Below are 25,152 nucleotides of genomic sequence, written 5' to 3'. Positions count from 1 at the left end.
ATGGAATTGATTTATACGCTTGATATTTTAGGAACTTTTGCCTTTGCCATTAGTGGTGCTTTGGTAGCTTCTGATAAAAATTTCGATTTATTTGGAGTACTGATTATTGCGTTCGTAACGGCAGTAGGAGGAGGCATGTTGCGAGATGTGTTGATCAACGCACATCCTATCAATTGGATTGGCGATTTGAACTATGTTTGGACGATTTTAGCAGCAGTCATCACCACTTTTTTGTTTAAAAGTAAGATTTTACCACTAAGTAAAACCATGTTTTTGTTTGATTCTATTGGATTGGGAGTTTTTACGTTGTTGGGATTACAAAAAGGATTGACTTATGAATTGCATCCCATTGTTGCGTTGATTATGGGAATGATTTCTGCAGTTTTTGGGGGAGTTTTAAGAGATATTTTAACAAACAAAGTTCCGTTGATTTTTGAAAAAGAAATCTATGCGTCTGCTTGTTTGTTAGGAGGAATATCTTATTTGACTTTGGATGTATTGCATTTGAATAACAATATTAATTTTGTCATTTCGGCAACAATTATTTTTATTATACGATGGGTAGCAGTAAAATACCATTTGCAATTGCCCAAAATAAAAGATGATTTATTTACCAAGCACTAACACAATGAACCCAGTTATTTTTGAAGATTTTGAAGATTTCAAATCGATGATTGGAAAGCCTTTACCAAAAGGAAATTGGTATTTGGTAACTCAAGAAATGATCAACGATTTTGCCAATGCTACTTTGGATAAACAATGGATTCATGTAGATGAAAAAAGAGCCAAAAATGAAAGTCCGTTTAAAAGTACAGTTGCTCATGGATTCATGTCTGTATCTATGATTTCGAAACTTTTAGAAGAACAATTTACTATTAAAAGTGTGAAAATGGGTTTGAATTACGGACTTAATAAAGTACGTTTTCCAAATCCTGTTCCAGTTAATAGCGAATTGAGAATGCATGCAACTGTCAAAGAAATTGAAGATTTAGGATTGAATGGTATTAAAATTACTTTTTTGTGCACCATAGAAATCAAAGGTCAAGAAAAGCCAGCTTGTGTAGCTGAATTTTTAGCAGCCTTATTTGAATAAAAAAAGCTGCTTTTTGCAGCTTTTTTATGAATGATTACGATAAAATTCCGTCATCAGCACATTTTTTAGCGTGCCAAATTAAAAATACACTTACACTTACGGTAACTAATGGCTGTATCAAACTTTGATTGCCAAAAACTTCTATCGCATTTGTTAAAAATAAATTGTACACTAACTGTGTTAAAACTCCAATTATTGAGATGATAAAAAGCGTTGTCGCTATTTTTTTTCGCATTAACAGCACAATACATCCCAAAAGCCCAAACCAAACTGCAACTGCAAAAGCAGCTGTAGCCCAAGCTGGTGTGTTTTCGATAATTTCTAATTGATCAGCAGGAACCATGGCTTTCATTTCATCGGTCATGAGTTTTTGACCAAGATATGCCATTACTCCCAAAGCATTCCAAATGAGAGCTAAAACCCCAATTACCCAAAAAGAGGTTGCAGGTTTGTTTGAATTTTGTGTCATAATTTAGTAGTTTTTTAATTGATGACTAAATGTATGAAAAATTAATGAAGAATTGAAAATAAAGAGTTGAATATGCTAAAACCAGAGATTTCAGTGGTTAAAAAAAATAGAAAAATGCAAACGTTTAAACCTTTATTCAGCAATAGAAATTACAGCAGCTTTGAATAATTTTGCTTTGGTTTTAAAAAATAAATTCTGAATATCTATGGCTTTGAGTTTAGATTCAATCAATTTTGATTCACGAGAATTTACTAAAAACAACGAACTTTCTCCGATAAAAAATTTGCGATTTTCAGCATCCAACAATGTACCATAATCTTTTACGATTCCGTTGATGAAATTCGTTTGAGTGATGAAAGAATTCAATTCTTGTTGTACCGCATTTACCTCGTTTTTAATGGTTACTTTGGTTACTTCATTTTCAAACACGGTTTCTTGCAATTTGATTCTGGCCAGCTTTAAATCTCCACGTTCTTTTCTTAAAAATAAAGGCAATTGAAAAGTTAATCCGGCTTTAAAATTATCCACAATCAATGAATTGGCAACTCTAGGAGTTTGCGTTAAAAAGTTGTATTGAACATCCAATTTTGGCAATAAATTGTTCATTTTTAAATTTTTATCAACATTCAAACTTTCAATTTTAAATCCTAGAGATTTAATTTTTGGATGATTGTTAATATCAAAATCAGCATCATTAAACAACGCAATGTTAAGACTGGTATCAACCGTTTCAAGACTATTTACATCAGGAATGATGTTTTCTTGCAACTCAATTGGGGTATTGTTTGTAAGCCATAAAAAGTTTGACAATTCTAAAGAAGCTTTGATGAATTTGATGCGCGCTTTTTCAAGATTTAACTTTCTGTCATTCAATGTAATTCCTGCTTCAAGCGTATCTATTGCAGGTTTATCACCCTGTATGAATGAAGCCTTTACACCATTGAATCGAATTTTAGCATTCTCTAAAAACTCTTCGTAAATGCGTTTTTCATTGTAGGTTTTTAACCAATCAAAATAAGATAAAGAAGCATTGTACAAAATTTCATTGACTAAAATTTGCTGATCTTCTTTGGCTTGATTAATGAATAATTTTGCTTGTTTTAAAGACGCCATTCGTTCGTTAATCACGAAATTTCGGAGCAAAGAAGCTGAAATTCCGGCTGCATACAAACCATCAGTAGGCACTAAAGCCTCAGGATTTAAGTAGGTACCATCATTATTTTCAAAATTGGCTTTCAACTCAATTCCATACCAAGTCGGAATTTTGAAAGCACCATTCAATTTGTTATAATACTCAGTATCTTTAAATTGTTTTTTATCAAAATCAACTTCAATTTTTGGATCAAAAGCACCTCTAGCTTTCAATAATTTAGCTTCGCTATTATTGATGACCAAATTGGCTTGTTTTACAATAGGATGATATGTTTTTACATAGCCCAAAAACTCTGACAACGTCATTACAGAATTCAGATTTTCTTGCGCAGAAAGTCTAGTGAGCACGAATAAAAACAACAGTAAAAAATATTTTTTCATGGATTATTTTTTCTCTTTAGCAGCTTCTTTTGACTTACCTTCTGGTTGATAATAATTAGGAGGGAAGCTGTTTAACTGTCTCCAAAGTTCGAACCAAATTGGCACATCTTCTAACAAAGCAATGGTTCTTGCTCCTGAACCAACGCGAACTTCAGGCCAAGAATGATCAGTTTTATCAGGTGCTAACAACACTCGGTATTTTCCATTATCAGATATAAAACGTTCAATAGCAATTACTTCAGCACCATATGTTCCGTAAGAAACGTTTGGCCAACCACTAAAAACAATAGCAGGCCAACCATCGAATTGAACGCGAACTTTTTCGCCAATATGTAGTAAAGGCAAATCAATAGGTCTTACAAAAGTTTCTACAGCCAAATCATAATTTGCAGGCATAATTCCCACTAAATCTTCTCCTTCTTTAAAAGTCATTCCAATACCACCTTTGATGGCTTTATTGATGAAACCATCTTGTGGTGCAGTTATATATAACAAACTATTTCTAACAATGTAATTGCTATTGGTATTTTGTAGTTTTGTTACTTCAGCAACAGCCTCAAAGCCACTTGATTCTGCCGTAAACTTATCAGATTGCGCTTTCGAAATTTTATCAGCATAGCTAGCTTTTACAGTTGAAATTTCTACTTTAGCATTGATTACTTCGTTTTTAGATGCCAATAATTTGTTTTCTTGTGAAATTAATTTTGCTTGAGTTTCTTGCAATTTTAAACGCTTTTCTTCAACATCTTTGATAGCTAAAATTCCTTCTTTTTCTAAGGTTTCAGTACGATTGTATTGTCTTTGGGCAATAGCAATATTCGTTTTGGCCGCCTCAAAATCGATACTATCACTTTTTACTTTAAGTTTAGCTTGTAATAACTTATTTTGGGTTTGTTCTAATTTTAATTTTCGTTCTTCAATCAACGCTTCAATTTGTCTTTCTAAAGCCTGTACTTTAGAGTCGTAAGCGTTTACAGAAGATGATTTTGCATTGATTTGCTGATTGGTTCTTTCAATCAATAAATCATCAAAATACTCACTTTTAATCTCTGAAATGCGTAAAATTGTATCCCCTTTTTTTACAATATCACCTTCTCTTACATACCATTCTTCAATTCTACCAGGAATTTGCGATTGAATTGTTTGTGGTCTTTGCTCAGGCGTTAAGGTAGTTACCAAACCATTGCCTGTGATATTTTGTGTCCAGGGTAAAAACAGAATAATCAATACGAAGATGGCAAATACCAATAAAAACTTATTTAGTACTTTGTAATATTGTTTTGAAAAAATAGATTTTCCAGATTTATAAGTTGTTAAATCTACTGTTTTGTACAACTCGTTGTTAGATATATTTAACATCGTTTTTATTTTATAGATTTAATTTTTCCGTTTTCGAGAGTAATAATTTTGTTACACTTCATTTTCCAGCTTTTTTTACTGCTCACTACAATCAATGACCAAGGTCTTGAAACATCGGTCAAATAATCAATTATGCGAACTGTTTCTTCTAAATTGAATTGATCCAAAGGATCTTCAAGAATTAATAATTTAGGTTCTTTAATGATAGCTCTTGCTAAAATTAACTTTTTAGCCACAGTAAAAGAAATTTGTTTTCCTTCGGGTTTTATCACGGTTTCTAAACCTTTAGATTGTTCTTTTAAAAATTGACCCAAGCCAACAATTTCTAAAACTTCACAGATTTTATCGTCTTTAAACTTATCATTACTAAAAATTAGATTTTCTCTGATTGTGCCTTCAAACGGAGTTTCTTCAGACAAAGACATCCCTAATTTTGACCTATAATGATTTAAAAACAAGCTATTTAGTGAAAAATTATTTACGTAAATATAACCGGCAGTTGGTTCTATAATTCCAGAAATCAAACGCAATAAACTCGATTTTCCAGAACCACTTTCACCTGTAATTAACATTCTGCTTCTTGGTTCAATTTTTAAGGAAATGTCTTGAACTATGAATTTTTCTCTGTTTTTTACCTCATAAGAAACATGATCTAGTTCAATGAGCATTTCATCTTTAAAAACTGGTTTTTCACCATCTTGATCTTCCATTTTTTTATCAACGACTTGACCAATTTTTTCAATTGAAGTTAGTACGTCATAAAAAGATTCTAACCCAACAATTAATTTTTCAACAGAGGCAATTACTAAAAGAATGATGATTTCTGCCGCAACAAATTGTCCAATATTCATTTCTTGACTCAAAACCAAAGCACCACCAATCAATAACAAACTTGCAGTTACAATTACTTTAAAACCAATCATTTGTGTAAATTGGAGAATCAAAATTTTAAAGTGACTTTCTCTAGCCTCTAAATATTTACTCACCAATTCGTCATTTTTTGTTACTGCCAAATTTGTGGTTCCTGAAAGTTTAAAACTCACAACAGTTCTTGCAACTTCTTGAATCCAATGTGCTACCTTGTACTTGTTTTTTGATTCTACCAAACTAGTTTCTAATCCTTTACTAGCAGTAAATTTGAAGACCACAAATATTAATAGCAGTAATAATAATCCGAAGATGATAAAAAACGGATGGTAAAATGACAACAAAATCAGTGCAAAAAGAATTTGCAACACAGCTGTAGGCACATCAATCAAAATTTTTGACAATCCTTTTTGGATGGTTAACGTATCAAAAAAACGGTTTGCCAATTCAGGTGGATAATAATTGCGCAATTCCATCATTTTTATTTTTGGAAAACGATAACTCAATTCGAATGACGCTCTTACAAAAATTCGCTGTTGAATAGTTTCTATAATTCGCAATTGCATCAATTGTAATGCACCAGAAAATGTTACTCCAATAGTTACTAAAATTACTAGAACAACCCATGAAGTGGAAACTTGTGCACCTTGAATTAAATTGATAATTGCCTGAATACCAAGTGGTAAAGACAAGGAAACAACTCCACCAAAAATTGCATAATAAAAAATTTGAAATATTTCTCTTTTCTCCAATCTAAGCAAGCCTAAAAAGCGTTGCCAAGGATTTAATTGTTCTTTATTCATTGGTATATCCTAAAGTTTTAGAAACTAAATTTGTAAAAAATATGGTTGGAGAAACTTCTTGCCCGCAATTTGTAATCGAAGGAAAGTGTTCTTGTAAAAAATGTTGATGCAAACTACCTTCAATTATGGTACTTGACAAACTTAAAGCATATGGATAAGAAGGCTCAACATTTGAAATCATTTCTTCTATTCTCGTAACCAATCGTTTATAAACCTCAAAATAACCATTTTTATTTTCTTCTTGAACATTTTTGGTTAAAAATGATTTAGAACTTTCATTTACGATAATTTTATACAACAGAATCTCATTTATATGAGAAAAATTTGAGTCCTCTTCCACGGTTCTTGTTACAATGGAAATCGCTTTTTCAAGCTTTTCTTTTTGGTCAGAAATACTAAAAGTTTCAATAACCAATTGATATTCTAACCAAGCCCAATACCAAGAAGTTAAATATAAAAGCAATTTGTGTTTACTTTCAAAATAACGATAAATAGAGCTTTCGTTTGAGCCAATTTTGACTCCTAATTTTTTAAAAGTAAAACTTTCAAAACCAACTTCATCAATTAAATAAATACTATGTTCAATGATTTTTTTACCTAAATCAGAAGTCTCAGGATCCTTGATAAATATTTTATCAGGGACAGCAATTTTAAGTACAGACAATAAATTTCTCATTATCAAAATATTTGATTGCAAATATAATAGCATTGCTATCATATCAAATCATTTAATGGTAATTTATATTTTTTTTAACATAAATAAAAAGACCTTACAATCTCAATATTTATGAGTATCTTTGCAGCATTAAAATACTTCACATCCAAAAACTTAAAATAACTTTAGTGTTTATTTCGATTTCTGTTAAGTATTTTGTCTTAGCAGCATATTAATTAGATTATTTTAGATTTTAAATGGCCAAATCGCAACAAACCTTTAGTAAAACAGAAAAAGAAAAAAAACGTTTAAAAAAACGTTTAGATAAGCAAAAAAAAATGGATGCTAGAAAAGCAGAAAAACAAGAAAATGGAACAGGAGGAATTCAATTTGCTTACGTTGATCACTTGGGAAACTTAACAGATACACCACCAGATCCAACTATGAAAGTTGAATATGATGTAGATGACATTCAGATTTCTGTTACCAAAAAAGAAGATTTACCACAAGAAGATCCTGTAAGAAAAGGGAAAGTTTCATTTTTTGATACTTCTAAAGGATTTGGATTCATTATTGATGCAGAAAACAACGAAAAATATTTTACTCACGTTAGTGGTTTGATTGATCAAATTGTTGAAAATGATAAAGTTTCTTTTGAATTAGAAAAAGGAATGCGTGGTATGAATGCGGTTAAAGTAACTAAACTATAATTATCGACTTTTGATATTTTTTTAAATTTTAGTTCTTTGTTTTTTTAATTTTTAAAAACAAATTATTATTATTTTTGGGTCATATTTTACCGTTAATTTTTACAAAAACTAAGGTAAATTTTGGGGATGTAGCTCAGTTGGCTAGAGCGCTACGCTGGCAGCGTAGAGGTCGTCGGTTCGAGCCCGATCTTCTCCACAAAATTTTCATCTATTTTAAGCTTAAGTAGATAGAGCTTTAAGATACCTCCGAAATTTCGGGGCGATTTTCTCCTCAAAATTTAAGGAAATTGACTACAATTCATGCAGTCTTTTTCCTTTTTCTTTTGAAAAAAACACATGTTTTGGTTCGCCTATTTTTTGGCTGTTGTAAATGCTGTGATGACCAGAAAGTAAATACGAAACGACACAGGCAATCGCAATATATACACCACTTTCAATGCCAAATAATTCAATTCCCATTAGAGTACAAGCAATAGGCGTATTTGTTGCTCCCGAAAAAACAGCCACAAAACCCATTCCTGCTAACAATGCTGTTGGCAAAGGAATAAATAGGCTTAGTGCACTGCCTAAAGTTGCTCCAATAAAAAACAACGGAGTTACTTCACCCCCTTTAAAACCTGCAGAAAGAGTTATGATTGTAAATGCCATTTTGATAGCAAAATCATATATTGGCAATTGATTTTCAAAAGAATCAACAATCGTAGGAATTCCCAAACCAATGTATTTTGTAGTGCCAATCATCCAAATGGCTGCAGCAACTATAATTCCGCCAATCAAAGGACGAAATGGAGGATATGAAATTTTGGTTTTAAAAAGAATACCCGTTTGATGACTTAATTTACTGAAAATTGCAGCACAAATTCCGAATAAAATTCCGCCTAAGATGGCATACAAAACCATTGAAAAAGTAATTGTTGGCACACTATCAATTTCATAAATAGTATGTGGAGTATCCCAAAGTTTGGTGACAATATCTGCAAAAATCGATGTCAAAAATGCTGGAAAAATCGCTTTATAATTAATTTTTCCAATCAAGAAAAATTCCAATGCAAAAATTGCACCCGCTAAAGGCGTTCCAAAAACTGATCCAAATCCTCCAGCTACAGCTGCAATCAATAAGATTTTTCTATCTGATTTTGAAAGTTTAAGAGGTTTGCTAAATTGATCAGCAATGGCTCCAGCCATTTGCAATGCTGTTCCTTCACGTCCTGCAGAACCTCCAAAAAAATGTGTAGCAATAGTTCCTAAATAAACAAAAGGAGCCATGATAAAAGGAATGGTTTTTTTAGGTTTATGAATGGTATCAATCAATAAATTGTTTCCGGCAACCACTTCTTTTCCATAATAATGATACACCAAACCAATGCCAAAACCACAAATAGGTAAAAATGCAATAATCCAAAGATGACTTTCTCGAAAATCAGTTGCCCAATTTAAAGATTGTAAAAATCCGGCTGAAGCACTTCCAATCAATAATCCTAAAAAAACACTGAGTATCGTCCATCGAAAGATTGAAAAAAAAGATGGATATTTTTGAAACCAAAAACGAATTTTGTTTTTGATTCTAAGGATGAGTGAAGGTTGATTTTGTTGCATAATATTCCCGATTAAAAGTTATTTTTAATTTAATCAGGCGTCATCAGCTTTTTTTAAAAGCGGTTGGGTAAGGAAGTACACCATTTCCTTTCAATTTTCGGAGCGAATATATAAAAAAAGATTGATTGTGCTTCATCGATTTTACAAACCATAATATTATCAATTATAGATTGATTAACTTTGTAGAAGTGAAAAGATTTATTAAATGATGATGCATTGCACACTTTGCGAAAATCCATTAGAAAATAAAGTAGATGATTTTTATTTTCATTGCGATGTTTGTGATGCTTTTGTAAAAGACAGTCAGTTTTATATCAATTCTCAAGAAGAGAAAAAACGTTATGAAGCTCATAATAATGATGTAAATGATGAGGGTTATCAAAAATTTACTTCACCCATTACCCATTTTATTTTAGAAAATTACAATCCAAATCAAATGGGTTTAGATTTTGGTTGTGGCACAGGTCCAGTGATTTCTGAACAATTACAAAAAAAAGGATATCAAATAAAGCTGTATGATCCATTTTTTTATCCTGATAAAAGTTATCTTAATTTTCAGTACGATTATATTTTTAGTTGTGAGGTTTTTGAACATTTTTACCATCCTAAAATAGAAATTGAAAACCTTTTACAAATTTTAAAACCCCAAGGAAGATTATTAATTATGACTCATTTGCATGATGGTGTTTCTAACTTTTTACATTGGTATTATCGCAAAGACCCAACACATGTATTTTTATACTCTTCTAAAACGGTTGCTTATATTGCATCAAAATATCAACTTTCTGGACAATTTCAAAATAACCGTTTTATCATCCTTCAAAAATGAGCCAAGAACAATCAGCTATAAAAACAACTTATTTTAGTATTGTTAGCAATGCCTTTTTAGCAATTGTAAAAGGATTGTCAGGTTTTTTTGGCAATTCTTATGCGTTAATTGCAGATGCTATTGAATCTACTACAGATATTTTTGCCTCGTTATTGGTTTTATTTGGATTGAAGTATGCCAAACGTCCAGCTGATGAAAATCATCCTTATGGGCATGGAAAAATTGAACCTTTAATAACGTTTTTGGTAGTTGCTTTTTTGGTAATTTCAGCATTGATTATTGCTCACGAAAGCATTCAAAATATCCAAACGCAACATAAATCTCCCAAATCATGGACGTTGATTGTGTTGGGGATAATCATCCTTTGGAAAGAAATTTCATTCAGAATTGTCATCAAAAAGAGTAAAGAAACCAATAGCTCATCTTTAAAAGCTGATGCTTGGCATCATAGAAGCGATGCAATTACTTCTGTGATGGCTTTTATCGGAATTTCGATAGCGTTGATTTTTGGTGAAGGCTATGAAACTGCGGATGATTGGGCAGCTTTATTGGCATCCGGATTTATTTTATACAATAGTTATTTGATTTTTAGACCTGCTTTGGGTGAAATCATGGACGAACATTTGTACGATGATTTATTGAAAGAAATTAGATCAGAATCTTTAAAAGTAAAAGGAGTGTTGGATACTGAAAAATGTTTTATTCGCAAAGCTGGAATGAAATATCATGTGGATTTGCATATTACAGTTTCTGCCACGATTTCTGTGAAAGAAGGTCATGATATTGCGCATTTATTAAAAGATCATTTGAGAAACAAGATTGCAACAATAGGTCATGTGTTGATTCATGTAGAACCAAATTAATAAGAATTGTTTTTTACTTTCAATCAGAATAATTCTTTCTTTTGTATTTAAAATGATTTTGTAAAACTCTTTAAAATAGGTATATTTACTTGATTTTTAATCGATAAATATCACAATTAAGAAATTCAATATCTTTTTCTTATTAATTTGTCGTCTTTGTATAAGATTTGTTTATTACGATATAAAAAAACAAAAATAAAAAGAAAAATAAACTTCAATCAAAACTACTAATTTTGAAAAATATTTAATTTCAATAGATTGAAATATCTACTAGGGATTTCAATTTTAAATATAAATTTTCATTAAAAGTTTAACCAAAATAATAAAAGTATGAATCAATCAGGAGCAGCAAAATGCCCTTTTGGACATGGAGCAAACACCACAAAAGAAACAAATTCAGTTACAGATTGGTGGCCTAAGTCTATTAACTTAGACATTTTACACCAACATGACACAAAAACAAATCCGTTAGGAGAAGAATTTAGTTATAAAGAAGCTTTTAAAAAGTTAGATTTAGAAGCCTTGAAAGCTGATTTAAAAGAGTTCATGACAACCAGTCAAGATTGGTGGCCTGCAGATTGGGGACACTATGGAGGATTGATGATTCGTATGGCATGGCATGCAGCAGGTACCTATAGAGTTGCTGATGGAAGAGGAGGTAGTAATACTGGAAATCAACGTTTTGCTCCATTAAACAGCTGGCCAGATAATGGAAACTTAGACAAAGCTAGAAGATTGTTATTCCCAATTAAAAAGAAATACGGAAACAGCATTTCTTGGGCAGATTTGTTCATTTTAGCTGGTAATATGGCATATGAATCTATGGGATTCAAAACATTCGGTTTTGCAGGAGGTAGAGAAGATATTTGGCATCCAGAAAAAGAAATCAATTGGGGTAGTGAAAAAGAATTTTTGGCAGCAACAAGAACTCGCTATGCAGATGATAAAAATCGTGAATCATTAGAAAATCCTTTAGCTGCTGTGCAAATGGGATTGATTTATGTAAACCCAGAAGGTGTTGACGGAAATCCTGATCCTTTAAGAACAGCTCACGATGTTCGTTTGACTTTCAAAAGAATGGCAATGAATGATGAAGAAACTGTAGCGTTAACTGCTGGAGGTCATACCGTTGGAAAAGCCCATGGAAATGGAGATGCTTCTGTTTTAGGAGCAAGCCCTGAAGGAGCTGAAATTCATGAACAAGGTTTTGGTTGGACAAATCCAACAAGAAAAGGAAATGCAGAAGATACTGTAACAAGTGGTTTAGAAGGAGCTTGGACATCAACTCCTGACAGATGGAATCAATCTTATTTTTATTTGTTGTTAGAGCACGAATGGGAATTGAAAAAAAGCCCTGCTGGTGCTTGGCAATGGGAACCAATCAATATCAAAGAAGAAGACAAACCTTTTGATGCTCACATTCCTGGAGTAAGAAGAAATCCGATCATGACAGATGCTGATATGGCTATGAAAATGGATCCTGCTTACAGAGCAATTTCTGAGCGTTTTTATAAAGACCACGAATATTTCAAAGAAGTTTTTGCAAGAGCATGGTTCAAACTTACACACAGAGATTTAGGGCCAAAAAGTCGTTATTTAGGTGCTGATGCTCCAACTGAAGATTTGATTTGGCAAGATCCAATTCCAACTGTTGATTATACATTAACTGATGCTGAAATTGCTGATTTAAAATCAAAATTACTAAACTCAGGATTATCATCATCAGAATTGATTGCAACTGCTTGGGATAGTGCAAGAACATTTAGAAACTCAGATTTTAGAGGTGGTGCCAATGGTGCAAGAATTCGTTTAGCTCCTCAAAAAGATTGGGTTGGTAACGAACCAGAAAGATTGCAAAAAGTGTTGAACAAATTGACTGAAATTCAATCAGGATTGTCTAAAAAAGTAAGTTTGGCTGATTTAATTGTATTGGCAGGTACAGCAGCAGTTGAAAAAGCAGCACACGAAGCAGGTGTAAAAATTACAGTTCCTTTCCATGCTGGACGTGGAGATGCAACTCAAGAAATGACAGAAGCTGAATCATTTGATGTTTTAGAGCCTTTACACGATGCTTTTAGAAATTTCTTGAAAAAAGAATATGATGTAAAAGCAGAAGAATTAATGGTTGATAAAGCTCAATTATTAGGGTTAACAGCTGCTGAAATGACTGTTTTATTAGGGGGAATGCGTGTATTAGGAACCAATTTTGGTGGAACAAAACACGGAGTTTTCACAGATAGAGTAGGTGTTTTATCTAATGATTTCTTTGTGAATTTAACTGATATGAATTACTCTTGGAAACCTGTTGCAAACAATTTATACAATATCGTAGATAGAAAAACAGGTGCAACTAAATGGACTGCAACAAGAGTTGATTTGATTTTTGGTTCAAATTCTATCTTAAGAGCGTATGCAGAATTGTATGCTCAAGATGATCAAAAAGAAAAATTTGTTCACGATTTCGTAAACGTTTGGACAAAAATAATGAACGCTGATCGTTACGATTTGAACTAATTATAAATTAATGAAGAACATAGGTTTAGCTCTTGGTGGAGGCGCAGTTTTAGGTGCAGCACATATTGGTGTGTTGAAAGCTTTAAACGAACGAGATATCAAGATAAACTACATCACAGGCACCAGTATTGGTGCCTTTGTTGCTTCATTATTTGCCTTTAAAAAAACTTGGGAGGAAATTGAAATGATTGCTTCTGAGTTAAAATGGATGGATATTACAGGAATTACGATGTCTAAATTTGCTCTATTAAGCAATGAAAATTTAGGCGAACTCATTATAAAATATATTGGAGATAAAAACATTGAAGAAGCCACTATTCCATTAGGTATTATTGCAACAGATATTTCTACAGGCGAAAAAATAGTTTTTGACAAAGGTTCAGTAGCAAAAGCTGTTATGGCTAGTACTTGTATTCCAGGGATTTATAAACCAATTGAAGTTGATGGAAAAATGTTAGTTGATGGTGGAATTGTAGAAAATGTTCCTATAAAAACAGTGCAACAAATGGGTGCTGAATTTGTAATTGCTGTCGATTTAAACGCTATGCATACCTACCAAAAACCAAATAACATTTTAGACATCATCATTAATAGTTTTCACTTTTTGATTTTACAAAAAGACACGCTCGAAACTAAAAATGCAGATTTATTAATTCAACCAGATTTATCTCAATTCAATCGTTCAGATACCAAACAAATTCAAGAATTGATTAAAAAAGGTTATGTAGATGCAAAAGATTTTTTAGATTCAAATTCTCCTAATTTTTATTATAATGTTTAAAAAATTAACTAATTTAAATTTCTAAATGTTGTTTGATGAAATTCATAAATTCATCTTTCCTTCGACTAGAAATTACAATTGTTTTTTGAGAATTCATCTCAACAGTTAAGCCGTCTTTTTTAGAAATACTTTTCATTTTTAAAGTATTTATAATGAATGAATTATGCACTCTAAAAAAACCAGTTCCTTCTAGTTTATTTTCAAAATCTTTTAGGTGTTTTGTTACTGTAATTTTGATATTATCATTAAGATAAACATCAGTATAAGCTCCAGAAGCCTCTAAATAAACAATTTCATTTAACTTAATAAGTTTGATATTTTCAATTGCTTTTAACATTAGAGAATTTTCTTGTTTTTTCGAAAACTCATGTACACTATTATCTTTTGATTCTTGTTTTATTTTGTTGATCGCTTTTTCAATCGAAGTTTTAAATTCTTGTGTTTGAATTGGTTTTAAAATATAATCTAATGCTTCAACTTTTATAGCATTTAGGGCATATTTTTCATGTCCTGTAATAAAAATAATTTTTTCTTTATTTTTTTCAATGGTATTAAATACATCAAAACTTGTATCTTTTCCTAAATGAATATCAAATAAAAATAACTGATATGTAGTGCGTTGAATTGCATTAATAGCATCTTTTGAGTTAGAAACAACATCAATTGTTTCAAAAGTTTTCCCAAAATAATTTTCTAATAATGATTTTATCAAATTACAAATTCTTTTATCATCATCTAATATTAGTACTTTCATATGCTAATTATTGGTAAATAAAATTCAACTTTCACTTCGTTTTTTAAATGTATAAAATTAAAACTTGCCAAACTTTTGTAAATTTTACTGTGAAGATTAATGCGTTGTTTGGTAATATCTAAACCTCTTGAAGGCTCATTATTTAATTTTTTAGAGAAAGGTATTGGTTCGCCAATTATATTATTATTGATTGTTATTAGTAATTGATTATTTATAATTGTGAAATGGATATTTATAATTCCATCATTTGAATCACTTTTAAAACCACCATGTTCAATAGCATTTTCTAAAGCAGCTTGTGTTATAGCGCTTGGAATTTTAATTTTATGAAATTCTTCCAATTTTAATGTGGATGTAATATGAAATTGAAATCCGTTTTGAAGACGATATTGCTGAGTTTTGAGATAGTTTTCTATCATTTGTTTTTCTTCAAACAAGGTCCATTCATCTTTAAAAGTACTTTCTAAAAGCAATCTTGAAAAGCGTGAAATATTCGAAGTAAAATCAATTAAATGTTCATTAAAATTATAATTTACTAATTCTGCTTGTAATGCTGTAAAAGCATTATTGATATAATGAGGATTGAATTGCGAGCGTGTTAATTTAGACCTTAATGAAAAATTTTTGATTTTATTTATTTTCTTTTGATACCAAAAAATAATTCCACCAAAAATCAAAATTAAAATTAAACACAACACTAAAAATTGAATTTGTTGCTGTTGCTGTTGCATTTTAAAATTGATGATTTCTTCATTTTGTTTTAAGATTGTGATTTCGTTATTTTTTTTCTCAGTTTCAAATGCTACTAATTCTCTCTGTAAATTTTGTACATTTTTAGAGAGATTTACACTATCCAACATTCCAATAATTTCAGCATTTATAATTGCTGCTGCTTCAAATTTTTCCGTTTTTATGAAAAGTTTGTTTTTTATATCAAGTGTATTTCTTAGTAATTCAGGATTTTTAAAATTCCTAAAAAATGCAATAGCTTCATCAAGATATTTTTCTGATTTTTTGTAATCACCCAAATTGTAATATGCAGTTCCTAAAAGTCTGTTAGCATTGGCTTTGTGAATTTTAAACTCTTTTTCTTTAGCAATTTTTAAAATTGATAAACCAAATTGCTCAGCTTTTAAATAATTTTGTTGTTCGATGTATAAAAAACCCAAGTTATTTTGAATGAGCAAAATGGAATTTATATCATTTATTTGCTTTGCTTTTATCAAAGCTTTTTCTAAAATTTGAATACTTTCAGTTGTTTTATTAGTAGACTTATATATATGAGCTAAATTATTACAGGCTGCTAAATAGTTGTTTAGGTAGTTTTTATTATTTTCTAGTAATGAAACAGCTTTTTTAAAATATTTTTCACCTTCAACATAGTTTAAGAATTTTGTATGAATATAACCTGAAACATTCAATACATAAACGTATTCTTTAAATTGGGTTTTTGGATCAATTTCTTTTTCAAGTTGTTTTAAATATTCTAATGCTTCTTGATCTTTTTGCAAACATAGAAGTGAGTTTATAATACCAGTTTTTGACTCTAAAGAAATATTCCACCCACTGAAAATTTGTTTATATTTTGCTAGTTTATTAATGGTCTCATCATAAATTTTATAAGATTTTTCGCAATTTTGATTTATTTCAAATTCGATTCTAGCTTCAATACTATTTTTAAATAATTCTAATTGAATAAAAGTAGGATTTTGAGCAATATAGAGAGAAACTTCATCAATATTTTGCTGTGCTTTTTTAGGATTTATTCTTCGCTCTTGAGATGCTTTATAAAGTTTTATTACATTTTTTAAATAATAATCTTTGGTTTGAAATGAATTAAGTAAACTATCAAAATATTGAATATTACTCTCAACACTAATTTTTTCATTTTTAATTTTTTGATCTATAATTTTTAAATAAGAACTATATTTTTTTATGAACTCATTTTCAGATTGACTCCAAATAGAGATACTTATGAAGAAAAAAAAATGGAAAAGCTTTTTCATATAAATAATGATACGATTGATTTTATAAAAATACAATTAATACTTTTTGTACAATCATCAAATATTAAACAAAATACTACATCTATTAAACGAAATAAGCTATCTATAAATCTAAAATTTTAAAGTTCTTATTTGTATTTATTTTCGGACGAATTATAACGATTAAAACAAGAAAATTATGAAATACAAATTACTATTTCTTTTATTTATTTGCTCTTTTTTATCCATAAATGCTCAAACTTTTGATTGGGGTAAAATAATTGGTGGTACAGGAATTGAAACAATAAATTCGGTAACAAAAAATCCAACAGGAATATTTATAGTAGGCTCATTTCAAGGAATTGTAGATTTTAATTCAAGTTCAGGAACTAATAATTTTTCTTCAAAAGGAGGAAAAGATGTCTTTGTTTTAAAAACCGATTTTGATGGAAATTATCTTTGGGCTATTACTTTTGGTGGCACTGGTGATGATGAAGCAGTTTCAGTTATTGCAGATAATTCAGGGATTTTAATTGCAGGAAACTTTACGTCAACTGTAGATTTTAACCCTGGAAGTGGAACTAATAATTCAACTTCTAATGGTGGAACAGATATTTTTTATGTAAAACTCAATAATTTAGGTACATACACTTATCACAAAACTATTGGTGGTACTGCAGATGATGTTGCAAAAAAAATCGTTTTTGATGGTGTAAATATTCCTTATTTAGCAGGTTCTTTTAGAAATACGGTAGATTTTAATCCAGATAGTCCAACAAATAATTTATCTACTTCAGGTGGTGTTGATGGTTTTGTAATGAAAATAAATCCATCAAATGGTGGATTAATTTGGGTTAAACAGTTTCAATCTGTAGGTACAAATTCATACATAACTATCAATGACATTGGTGTAGATAGCCAAAGTAATATATTTATTGGAGGAAACTTTTTTAATAGTGTTGACATAGATCCAAGTCCATCATCATTAATTATGACAACTGTAAATTTATCTAATGGAACAGCACAAAATGTTTTTCTAATAAAGCTAGATTCCGGTGGAAATTATCTTAGCTACACAACTCTTAGACCTACAACAAGTTGTGATTTGGTTTCGTTAAAAATAGACAGTAATGATAATATAATTTCAACAGGAGCTTTTTCTGGGAATATTGATTTTAATCCTGGAAGTGCTGTTAATCAAATAAATGCGAATGGAACTACAAGAACATTTGTTTGGAAATTAACAAATAGTTTTGTTTTTGGATTTGTTGGTAGTTTTAGTGGTAATGCTGCAAATTGGCCTTATCATTTATATTTAGATTCAAATGATGCAATTTATGTTAGTGGACAGTTTTCAGGATCTGCTGATTTTGATATAAATTCTCCTCAAAATGTATTGGTTAGTCCAGGAAGTTATGATGCGTATTTTGTGAAAATTAATAGTAATACAACTTTCGGTTTTGCAAAAGCTGTAAGTGGTTTTGATTACAATATTGGGAAAGCTATTTTAGTAAACGGAACTTCTGTTTATACTTTTGGTGATTTTAAATCGACTGTAGATTTAAACCCTGATTCTGCTGTTCAAAATGTTACTTCAAATGGTAATTATGATATTTTTTATCAAAGATTTACAGACAATACCTTGAGTAGTAACGATTATTTGGAGTCAAGTTTTAAAATATTTCCAAATCCAACAAAAAATTATTTGAATGTTACAACAAACTCTAATTATTTCTCATATCAAATTTATTCGATTCAAGGTAAAGTTCTTCAATCAGGACAATCAAATACATTCAATAAAATTGATGTAACAAAATTGAATTCAGGAATATATTTTTTAAAAGCTTCTATTGATAATCAACAAGTTATTAAAAAATTTATCAAATATTAAAAATGAAAATCAATTTTTAATAAAAAAAATAATGGAAAGAAAAGGTAAAATAAATTCGAAAAGATGTTAAAATTGACTTATGTATTTGATATTTAAGGTGATAAAATGAAATATATAATTATCAATAAAAAGAATTATAACTAAATATAAACTTGAATTGTTAATTTTCGTTTTATACTTTATAATAATTTGTCACTTTCTAATTTCTTTTCGACTATAGTTTTGGGGGATTTTTTTGGGGTATAAATGTGTAAAACATTTTACCCCATTTTTTTAAAATTAATTTATTTCGGACTATACACCACACAAGGAATAATCATTTCTTCCAATGAAATTCCCCCATGTTGATAAGTGTTTTTATAATAATTTACAAAATGATTAAAGTTGTTTGGATATGCAAAAAACAAGTCTTCTTTTGCAAAAATAAAAGGACTGTTCATGGCAACTGTTGGTAAAAAAATATCTTTTGGATTGCGAACAGCATACACATCTTTTTCTTCATAAGTTAAACTTCTGCCAGTTTTATAGCGTAAATTCGAACTTATATTTTTATCTCCAATTACTTTGGTCGGATTTTTACAATTAATCGTTCCATGATCTGTGGTGATGATTAATTTTTGTCCTAATTGTTGTACTTTTTGAATAATTTCAAACAATGGTGAGTTTTTAAACCAACTGAGTGTTAAACTTCTATAAGCTTTATCATCTCCAGATAATTCTTTGATCACTTCCATTTCAGTTTTTGAATGTGATAAAATATCCACAAAATTATATACGATAGTTGTCAAATCATTTTGTTTAGTGCCGTTGAAATTATCAGCCAATTCTTTTCCACTTTTAAGAGAAGATATTTTAAAATATTGGTGCTGAATATCCAAACCTAAACGTTTGATTTGTTCGGTTAAAAACTCATTTTCAAATAAATTCATGCCTCCTTCATCTCCGTCATTTTTCCAATATTTTGGATAACGTTTTTCCATTTCTGATGGCATCAAACCCGAAAAAATGGCATTTCTAGCATATTGAGTTGCAGTTGGTAAAATCGAAAAGTACGAATATTCTTGTTCCTTTTTATGATGATTATTTATCAAAGGTTCTAAAATTCGATATTGATCATAGCGTAAATTGTCAATTACCACCCAAACAACTCCTTGTTTTTTGTTTATTTCAGGAACAATAAAATCTTTAAAAAGTGTATGTGAAAAAGTAGGTTTGTCATTGGATGTCAAGAAATCTTCGTAATTCTTCTTGATGAACTTAAAAAACTGTGTATTAGCCTCTTGTTTTTGACTTTCTAAAATGCCCAACATGCCAGGATCACTGATATTTTCTAATTCTAATTCCCAGTGAATCAATTTTTTATACAATTCGATCCAATCTTCATAACTATTTACCATGGCTAAATCCATAGAAATTTTTCGAAATTCTTGTTGATAATTGGAGGTTGTTTTTTCTGAAATTAAACGTGAATGATCAAGGTTTTTTTTCAATGTCAATAAAATCTGATTTGGGTTTACAGGTTTTATCAAATAATCAGCAATTTTAGAGCCAATGGCTTCTTCCATGATATATTCTTCTTCGCTTTTGGTAATCATTACCACAGGCAAATTTCCTTGCTTTTGTTTGATTTCGGCAAGTGTATCTAAACCAGATAAACCTGGCATATTTTCATCTAAAAAAACAATATCAAAATTAATGCTATCAACCAAATCAATAGTATCAGCACCATTAGTACAAGTAGTTACTTTATAATTTTTTCGTTCTAAAAAAAGAATATGAGGTTTTAACAATTCAATTTCATCATCAACCCATAAAATGTGTATATCACTCATCTGTATTCAAAATTTAAATTTGAACGTTAAAAGTACAGTTTTGTTGCTTGAAATCCGTTTTAAAATGATAAAATATTGCCAAAAATAAAATTGTTCGTAATTTGCCGGCAATTGATAAAATCATCAATTTTGCCATAAAAATGCCAAACAAATTAAAAATATTAAATGACCCAATTTACGGATTTATCCAAATTCCGAATTCATTAGTTTTTGATATAATGGAAGATGCGTATTTTCAACGTTTACGAAGAATTGCGCAAATGGGTTTGTCCAGTTTAGTATATCCTGGAGCCATTCACACGCGTTTTCACCATGCTTTGGGATGTATTTATTTGATGCAAAAAGCAGTGAGAGTGTTGCGTTTTAAGCAAATTGAAATTTCTGAAGAAGAAGAAAACGCTTTATATATCGCTATTTTATTGCACGATATTGGTCATGGACCTTTTTCGCATGCACTAGAGCACAGTATTGTAAATGGAGTTTCGCACGAAGAAATTTCCTTGCAATTCATGCAAAAACTAAATAAAAAGTTTGATGGAAAACTTAGTTTGGCAATAGAAATTTTTGAAGGAAAATATCCGCGTAAATTTTTATGTCAATTGATTAGTAGTCAATTGGATATAGATAGATTAGATTATTTAAAACGCGATAGTTTTTATACTGGAGTTACAGAAGGAAATATTTCATCAGACAGATTGATTGTCATGATGGATGTTGCTAATGACGAATTGGTTATTGAGCAAAAAGGGATTTATTCTGTAGAAAAGTTCTTGATTGCCAGACGTTTAATGTATTGGCAAGTATATTTACACAAAACAGGTTTAGTCGCAGAAAACATGCTGGTTAATGTGCTAAAACGAGCCAAAGAATTGGCTGAAAACGGCGTAGATTTATTTGCAAGTAATGCTTTTGCCTATTTTTTATACAATAGAATTAATAAGGATAATTTCAATGAGAATACCTTAGAAATGTTCTCAAAATTAGATGATTATGACATTTTATTATCCATCAAAGAATGGGTTCATCATGAAGATAACGTATTGTCAACACTTTCTAAAATGATTGTAGAACGTAAATTGTTGAAAGTAGAAATGCAAAGTGAGCGTTTTAGTGAAGCTTATGTTAGCAAAAAGATGAAAAAATTTCAAGATAAACTTGAACTAACAGAAACCGAAATTACGTATTTTGTTTTTACTCAAGAAATTAAAAATCAAGCATATACATCAGAAAAGCCAATTCTTATCATCAATAAAAAAGGAAAATTAAGCGATATTGCAAAAGCATCAGATCAATTGAATTTGCAAGCATTGACAAAACCGGTTGTTAAACACATTATTTGTTATCCAAAATAAATTGGTTGTAGTCCAATAACGATAATTTTTATACTTTTGCAGTTAATGAAATTTACAGCACAACAAATAGCAGCAATTTTAGACGGTGAAGTCTTTGGAAATCCTGAAGAAGAGGTTTTTAAATTGTCGAAAATTGAAGAAGGAGAAAAAGGCTCATTAACCTTTTTGTCTAATCCAAAATATCAACCGTATTTATACACTACAAATGCTTCTATTGCGATTGTAAATAATACTTTTCAGCCTGAAAAAGACTTAAAAGTTACGTTGATTAAAGTAGAAAATGCCTACAAATCTTTTTCAAAACTTCTTGAATTTTACAACGAAGTAAAGAATAATAAATTGGGAAGAGAAACTCCGAATTTCATTTCTAATTCTGCCACAATTGGTGAAAATGAATACATTGGAGCCTTTACCTATATTGGAGAAAATGTAAAAATTGGCAACAATGTAAAAATTTATCCCAATTGTTATATTGGTGATAATACAGTCATTGGTGATTATTGCGTGTTTCATTCAGGCGTAAAAATTTATTCTGAAACTCAGATTGGAAACCATTGCAAAATTCATTCAAACTGTACAATTGGTTCAGATGGATTTGGATTTGCGCCAAATGCTGATGGAAATTATGTAGCAGTTCCTCAAATTGGAAACGTAATTATTGAGGATTATGTGGATATTGGAGCAGGAGCCACTATTGATAGAGCCACTCTTGGTTCAACAATCATCAGACAAGGTGTAAAATTAGACAATCAAATTCAAATTGCACACAATGTTGAAATTGGAAAAAATACCGTAATTGCCGCACAAACAGGTGTTGCAGGGTCTACAAAAATCGGTGAAAACTGTATGATTGGAGGGCAAGTAGGTATTGTTGGGCATTTGACCATTGGAAATGGTGTAAAAATTCAAGCACAATCAGGTATTTCTAAAAATCTAAAAGACAATGAAGTAGTGCAAGGATCGCCTGCTTTTGGCTATGGAGATTTTAATAAAAGTTACGTGTATTTTAGAAATTTACCTAAGATTGCAGCCACAGTAAATAATTTAGAAAAGGAATGGAAAGCTCAAAATAAAAAAGAATGAGTAAAAAGCAAAAAACAATTCAATCAGAAATATCGTTGTCAGGTGTAGGATTACACACAGGAAACAACGTAACTATGACTTTAAAACCAGCTCCAATCAATCACGGATTTGCATTTGTGAGAGTAGATTTGGAAGGAAAACCTGTAATTGAAGCCAGAGCTGAATATGTTGTAAACACACAAAGAGGCACAAACCTCGAGAAAAATGGGGTTCAAATTCAAACATCAGAGCACGTTTTAGCAGCTGCAGTTGGTTTGGATATTGATAATTTGATTATCGAAATCAATGCTTCTGAACCTCCAATTATGGATGGTTCCTCAAAATTCTTTGTTGAAGCCATTGAAAAAGCTGGAATTCAAGAGCAAAATGCTCAAATAGAAGAGTATATTGTTAAAGAAATCATTTCTTATAAAGACGAAGAAACAGGAAGTGAAATTATTTTAATGCCTTCTGATGAGTATCAAATAACCACAATGGTTGATTTTGGCACTAAAATTCTAGGTACTCAAAATGCTACCTTAGATACAATTTCTGATTTTAAAACTGAAATTTCGGCCGCAAGAACATTTAGTTTTTTGCATGAAATTGAAATGTTACTTGAAAAAGATTTGATAAAAGGAGGTGATTTAAACAATGCAATTGTATATGTTGACAAAGAATTGTCTGATAGCACCATGCAAAAGCTAAAATCAGCATTTAAAAAAGATAAAATTTCTGTAAAACCAAACGGAATTTTAGACAACCTAACATTGCATTGGGCAAATGAGGCAGCGCGTCATAAATTGTTAGATGTTATTGGAGATTTGGCTCTGGTAGGTATGCGAATTCGTGGAAAAGTAATTGCCAATAAACCAGGTCATTTTGTAAACACTCAGTTTGCTAAAAAGTTATCAAAATTGATAAAATTAGACAAACGAAATAATGTTCCTCAATACGATTTAAACGAACCACCTTTATTAGATATCCATCAAATTATGGATATTTTACCACACAGGCCACCATTTTTATTGATTGATAGAATTATTGAATTATCTGAAAGTCATGTGGTTGGAATGAAAAACGTAACTATAAATGAAGGGTTTTTTGTAGGTCACTTTCCAGGAGCACCTGTTATGCCTGGAGTTTTACAAGTAGAAGCCATGGCGCAATGTGGAGGAATTTTAGTACTTAGTACAGTGCCTGATCCTGAAAATTACTTGACCTATTTTATGAAAATGGACAACGTAAAATTCAAACAAAAAGTATTACCAGGAGATACCTTGATTTTTAAATGTGATTTAATTACTCCAATTAGGAGAGGCATTTGTCACATGCAAGCTTATGCGTATGCCAACGGAAAATTGGTTGCTGAAGCAGAATTGATGGCTCAAATTTCAAAAATAAAATAACTATGAATCAACCATTAGCGTACGTTCACCCCCAAGCAAAAATAGCCAGAAATGTGGTTATTGAACCCTTTACAACCATTCATAATAATGTGGTTATTGGATCTGGAACTTGGATTGGATCAAACGTGACCATCATGGAAGGAGCTAGAATTGGAAATAATTGCAGAATTTTTCCAGGAGCAATCATCTCAGCAATTCCTCAAGATTTAAAATTTGATGACGAAGAAACTACTGTAGAAATTGGCGACAACGTTACAATTCGCGAGTGTGTTACCATCAACAGAGGTACAAAAGACAGAATGAAAACTGTTGTAGGAAATAATTGTTTGATTATGGCTTACTGTCATATTGCCCACGATTGTTTGGTGGGTAATAACACCATTTTTTCTAATAACACCACTTTAGCAGGACATGTAACTGTGGGTGATAACGTAGTTTTAGCAGGAATGGTTGCCGTACATCAATTTGCTTCTATTGGAAAACATGCTTTTGTTACTGGAGGTTCATTGGTTCGAAAAGACGTTCCTCCTTATGTAAAAGCTGCTAGAGAACCACTTTCGTATGTGGGAATCAATTCAGTTGGTTTAAGAAGAAGAGGGTACTCAACAGAAAAAATCAGAGAAATTCAGGATATATACAGAATTTTATTCCAAAAAAATTACAATTATTCACAAGCGATTGATATTATTGAAGCTGAAATGGAGGCTACTCCTGAGCGTGATGAAATTATACAATTCATCAAAGAATCACATCGTGGAATTATGAAAGGATACTTAAAAATAAATTAATAAATAC

General features: G+C 30.6%; 21 protein-coding genes, 1 tRNA gene and 1 riboswitch. Of the genes, 13 read left to right on the top strand and 9 right to left on the bottom strand.

The window, feature by feature from the left end; genetic code table 11:
* Both WHA43_RS02910 and WHA43_RS02905 read left to right on the top strand, forming a co-directional pair.
* Entirely contained in the window at nt 1–624 is a 624-nt protein-coding gene (locus tag WHA43_RS02910) for a trimeric intracellular cation channel family protein (RefSeq protein ID WP_105045651.1), read from the top strand.
* Between the two features lie 4 nt (nt 625–628).
* Complete coding sequence (locus WHA43_RS02905) at nt 629–1,093, top strand: MaoC family dehydratase (protein ID WP_105047267.1); 465 nt, start codon at nt 629–631, stop codon at nt 1,091–1,093.
* A 34-nt stretch (nt 1,094–1,127) separates the two neighbouring features.
* Here WHA43_RS02905 and WHA43_RS02900 read toward each other — a convergent pair whose 3' ends face one another.
* From WHA43_RS02900 to WHA43_RS02880, 5 genes are all read right to left on the bottom strand, one after another.
* A complete protein-coding gene (locus tag WHA43_RS02900; RefSeq protein WP_105045650.1) occupies nt 1,128–1,562 on the bottom strand; it encodes a hypothetical protein in 435 nt (144 codons plus the stop codon).
* A gap of 132 nt (nt 1,563–1,694) precedes the next feature.
* On the bottom strand, nt 1,695–3,095 hold the full coding sequence (locus WHA43_RS02895) for a TolC family protein (protein ID WP_211290301.1): 1,401 nt from the start codon (nt 3,093–3,095) through the stop codon (nt 1,695–1,697).
* A 3-nt stretch (nt 3,096–3,098) separates the two neighbouring features.
* Nucleotides 3,099–4,454 (bottom strand): HlyD family secretion protein, encoded by a 1,356-nt coding sequence (locus tag WHA43_RS02890; protein WP_105045649.1) that lies wholly within the window; start codon nt 4,452–4,454, stop codon nt 3,099–3,101.
* Between the two features lie 5 nt (nt 4,455–4,459).
* A complete protein-coding gene (locus WHA43_RS02885; protein WP_105045648.1) occupies nt 4,460–6,124 on the bottom strand; it encodes a peptidase domain-containing ABC transporter in 1,665 nt (554 codons plus the stop codon).
* On the bottom strand, nt 6,117–6,800 hold the full coding sequence (locus tag WHA43_RS02880) for a TetR/AcrR family transcriptional regulator (RefSeq protein ID WP_105045647.1): 684 nt from the start codon (nt 6,798–6,800) through the stop codon (nt 6,117–6,119). Before WHA43_RS02880 ends, WHA43_RS02885 begins: the two co-directional genes overlap by 8 nt.
* Before the next feature lie 236 nt (nt 6,801–7,036).
* Here WHA43_RS02880 and WHA43_RS02875 point away from each other — a divergent pair, with 236 nt between their 5' ends.
* Together WHA43_RS02875 and WHA43_RS02870 are read left to right on the top strand one after the other, a co-directional pair.
* A complete protein-coding gene (locus tag WHA43_RS02875; protein ID WP_105045646.1) occupies nt 7,037–7,489 on the top strand; it encodes a cold-shock protein in 453 nt (150 codons plus the stop codon).
* Nucleotides 7,490–7,611: 122 nt separating this feature from the next.
* Nucleotides 7,612–7,685 (top strand) — tRNA-Ala (locus tag WHA43_RS02870).
* Nucleotides 7,686–7,780: 95 nt separating this feature from the next.
* Here WHA43_RS02870 and WHA43_RS02865 read toward each other — a convergent pair.
* Entirely contained in the window at nt 7,781–9,085 is a 1,305-nt protein-coding gene (locus tag WHA43_RS02865; protein ID WP_105045645.1) for a voltage-gated chloride channel family protein, read from the bottom strand.
* 27 nt (nt 9,086–9,112) lie between these two features.
* Nucleotides 9,113–9,182: riboswitch (Fluoride riboswitch) on the bottom strand.
* Between the two features lie 108 nt (nt 9,183–9,290).
* Between WHA43_RS02865 and WHA43_RS02860 the strand changes: the two genes are divergently transcribed.
* From WHA43_RS02860 to WHA43_RS02845, 4 genes are all read left to right on the top strand, one after another.
* Nucleotides 9,291–9,914: a class I SAM-dependent methyltransferase gene (locus WHA43_RS02860; protein ID WP_226742932.1), complete on the top strand. Its 624-nt coding sequence runs from the start codon at nt 9,291–9,293 to the stop codon at nt 9,912–9,914.
* The gene (locus WHA43_RS02855) at nt 9,911–10,777 is read left to right on the top strand and encodes a cation diffusion facilitator family transporter (protein WP_105045644.1); all 867 of its coding nucleotides are present in this window, start codon (nt 9,911–9,913) and stop codon (nt 10,775–10,777) included. Before WHA43_RS02860 ends, WHA43_RS02855 begins: the two co-directional genes overlap by 4 nt.
* 330 nt (nt 10,778–11,107) lie before the next feature.
* Complete coding sequence (katG, locus tag WHA43_RS02850) at nt 11,108–13,291, top strand: catalase/peroxidase HPI (protein WP_105045643.1); 2,184 nt, start codon at nt 11,108–11,110, stop codon at nt 13,289–13,291.
* Between the two features lie 10 nt (nt 13,292–13,301).
* Nucleotides 13,302–14,072 (top strand): patatin-like phospholipase family protein, encoded by a 771-nt coding sequence (locus tag WHA43_RS02845; protein ID WP_105045642.1) that lies wholly within the window; start codon nt 13,302–13,304, stop codon nt 14,070–14,072.
* 13 nt (nt 14,073–14,085) lie between these two features.
* On the opposite strand, the gene WHA43_RS02840 is transcribed toward WHA43_RS02845, so the two are convergent.
* Together WHA43_RS02840 and WHA43_RS02835 are read right to left on the bottom strand one after the other, a co-directional pair.
* Nucleotides 14,086–14,826 carry a LytR/AlgR family response regulator transcription factor gene (locus WHA43_RS02840; RefSeq protein ID WP_105045641.1) on the bottom strand — a complete coding sequence of 247 codons (741 nt, stop codon included), beginning with the start codon at nt 14,824–14,826 and terminating at the stop codon, nt 14,086–14,088.
* Nucleotides 14,823–16,832: a tetratricopeptide repeat protein gene (locus tag WHA43_RS02835; protein ID WP_105045640.1), complete on the bottom strand. Its 2,010-nt coding sequence runs from the start codon at nt 16,830–16,832 to the stop codon at nt 14,823–14,825. Before WHA43_RS02835 ends, WHA43_RS02840 begins: the two co-directional genes overlap by 4 nt.
* Before the next feature lie 178 nt (nt 16,833–17,010).
* On the opposite strand from WHA43_RS02835, the gene WHA43_RS02830 reads away from it, so the two are divergent.
* On the top strand, nt 17,011–18,702 hold the full coding sequence (locus WHA43_RS02830; protein ID WP_105045639.1) for a T9SS type A sorting domain-containing protein: 1,692 nt from the start codon (nt 17,011–17,013) through the stop codon (nt 18,700–18,702).
* Nucleotides 18,703–18,986: 284 nt separating this feature from the next.
* Here WHA43_RS02830 and WHA43_RS02825 read toward each other — a convergent pair whose 3' ends face one another.
* Nucleotides 18,987–20,534: a bifunctional response regulator/alkaline phosphatase family protein gene (locus WHA43_RS02825; RefSeq protein ID WP_105045638.1), complete on the bottom strand. Its 1,548-nt coding sequence runs from the start codon at nt 20,532–20,534 to the stop codon at nt 18,987–18,989.
* Between the two features lie 140 nt (nt 20,535–20,674).
* Between WHA43_RS02825 and WHA43_RS02820 the strand changes: the two genes are divergently transcribed.
* The 4 genes from WHA43_RS02820 to lpxA are packed head-to-tail and all read left to right on the top strand — an operon-like array spanning nt 20,675 to nt 25,145.
* Complete coding sequence (locus tag WHA43_RS02820) at nt 20,675–21,886, top strand: HD domain-containing protein (RefSeq protein WP_105047264.1); 1,212 nt, start codon at nt 20,675–20,677, stop codon at nt 21,884–21,886.
* Nucleotides 21,887–21,931: 45 nt separating this feature from the next.
* Nucleotides 21,932–22,969 carry a UDP-3-O-(3-hydroxymyristoyl)glucosamine N-acyltransferase gene (lpxD, locus tag WHA43_RS02815; RefSeq protein ID WP_105045637.1) on the top strand — a complete coding sequence of 346 codons (1,038 nt, stop codon included), beginning with the start codon at nt 21,932–21,934 and terminating at the stop codon, nt 22,967–22,969.
* Nucleotides 22,966–24,357 carry a bifunctional UDP-3-O-[3-hydroxymyristoyl] N-acetylglucosamine deacetylase/3-hydroxyacyl-ACP dehydratase gene (locus tag WHA43_RS02810; RefSeq protein WP_105045636.1) on the top strand — a complete coding sequence of 464 codons (1,392 nt, stop codon included), beginning with the start codon at nt 22,966–22,968 and terminating at the stop codon, nt 24,355–24,357. The genes lpxD and WHA43_RS02810 overlap by 4 nt, the downstream gene beginning before the upstream one ends.
* Nucleotides 24,358–24,359: 2 nt before the next feature.
* A complete protein-coding gene (gene lpxA, locus WHA43_RS02805) occupies nt 24,360–25,145 on the top strand; it encodes an acyl-ACP--UDP-N-acetylglucosamine O-acyltransferase (RefSeq protein ID WP_105045635.1) in 786 nt (261 codons plus the stop codon).
* Nucleotides 25,146–25,152 lie beyond the last annotated feature (7 nt).

The sequence above is a fragment of the Polaribacter gangjinensis genome, assembly GCF_038024125.1.
GTDB classification, from domain to species: Bacteria; Bacteroidota; Bacteroidia; order Flavobacteriales; family Flavobacteriaceae; genus Polaribacter; species Polaribacter gangjinensis.
Note: the sequence above shows the minus strand (reverse complement) of the source record. Positions and strands in the feature narration are given on the sequence as shown.

Excerpts from the sequence above, each read along its gene's own strand:
- WHA43_RS02910 (WP_105045651.1), top strand. The coding sequence starts at position 1 with ATGGAATTGATTTATACGCTTGATATTTTAGGAACTTTTGCCTTTGCC.
- WHA43_RS02905 (WP_105047267.1), top strand. The coding sequence starts at position 629 with ATGAACCCAGTTATTTTTGAAGATTTTGAAGATTTCAAATCGATGATT.
- WHA43_RS02900 (WP_105045650.1), bottom strand. The coding sequence starts at position 1,562 with ATGACACAAAATTCAAACAAACCTGCAACCTCTTTTTGGGTAATTGGG.
- WHA43_RS02895 (WP_211290301.1), bottom strand. The coding sequence starts at position 3,095 with ATGAAAAAATATTTTTTACTGTTGTTTTTATTCGTGCTCACTAGACTT.
- WHA43_RS02890 (WP_105045649.1), bottom strand. The coding sequence starts at position 4,454 with ATGTTAAATATATCTAACAACGAGTTGTACAAAACAGTAGATTTAACA.
- WHA43_RS02885 (WP_105045648.1), bottom strand. The coding sequence starts at position 6,124 with ATGAATAAAGAACAATTAAATCCTTGGCAACGCTTTTTAGGCTTGCTT.
- WHA43_RS02880 (WP_105045647.1), bottom strand. The coding sequence starts at position 6,800 with ATGAGAAATTTATTGTCTGTACTTAAAATTGCTGTCCCTGATAAAATA.
- WHA43_RS02875 (WP_105045646.1), top strand. The coding sequence starts at position 7,037 with ATGGCCAAATCGCAACAAACCTTTAGTAAAACAGAAAAAGAAAAAAAA.
- WHA43_RS02865 (WP_105045645.1), bottom strand. The coding sequence starts at position 9,085 with ATGCAACAAAATCAACCTTCACTCATCCTTAGAATCAAAAACAAAATT.
- WHA43_RS02860 (WP_226742932.1), top strand. The coding sequence starts at position 9,291 with ATGATGATGCATTGCACACTTTGCGAAAATCCATTAGAAAATAAAGTA.
- WHA43_RS02855 (WP_105045644.1), top strand. The coding sequence starts at position 9,911 with ATGAGCCAAGAACAATCAGCTATAAAAACAACTTATTTTAGTATTGTT.
- katG (WP_105045643.1), top strand. The coding sequence starts at position 11,108 with ATGAATCAATCAGGAGCAGCAAAATGCCCTTTTGGACATGGAGCAAAC.
- WHA43_RS02845 (WP_105045642.1), top strand. The coding sequence starts at position 13,302 with ATGAAGAACATAGGTTTAGCTCTTGGTGGAGGCGCAGTTTTAGGTGCA.
- WHA43_RS02840 (WP_105045641.1), bottom strand. The coding sequence starts at position 14,826 with ATGAAAGTACTAATATTAGATGATGATAAAAGAATTTGTAATTTGATA.
- WHA43_RS02835 (WP_105045640.1), bottom strand. The coding sequence starts at position 16,832 with ATGAAAAAGCTTTTCCATTTTTTTTTCTTCATAAGTATCTCTATTTGG.
- WHA43_RS02830 (WP_105045639.1), top strand. The coding sequence starts at position 17,011 with ATGAAATACAAATTACTATTTCTTTTATTTATTTGCTCTTTTTTATCC.
- WHA43_RS02825 (WP_105045638.1), bottom strand. The coding sequence starts at position 20,534 with ATGAGTGATATACACATTTTATGGGTTGATGATGAAATTGAATTGTTA.
- WHA43_RS02820 (WP_105047264.1), top strand. The coding sequence starts at position 20,675 with ATGCCAAACAAATTAAAAATATTAAATGACCCAATTTACGGATTTATC.
- lpxD (WP_105045637.1), top strand. The coding sequence starts at position 21,932 with ATGAAATTTACAGCACAACAAATAGCAGCAATTTTAGACGGTGAAGTC.
- WHA43_RS02810 (WP_105045636.1), top strand. The coding sequence starts at position 22,966 with ATGAGTAAAAAGCAAAAAACAATTCAATCAGAAATATCGTTGTCAGGT.
- lpxA (WP_105045635.1), top strand. The coding sequence starts at position 24,360 with ATGAATCAACCATTAGCGTACGTTCACCCCCAAGCAAAAATAGCCAGA.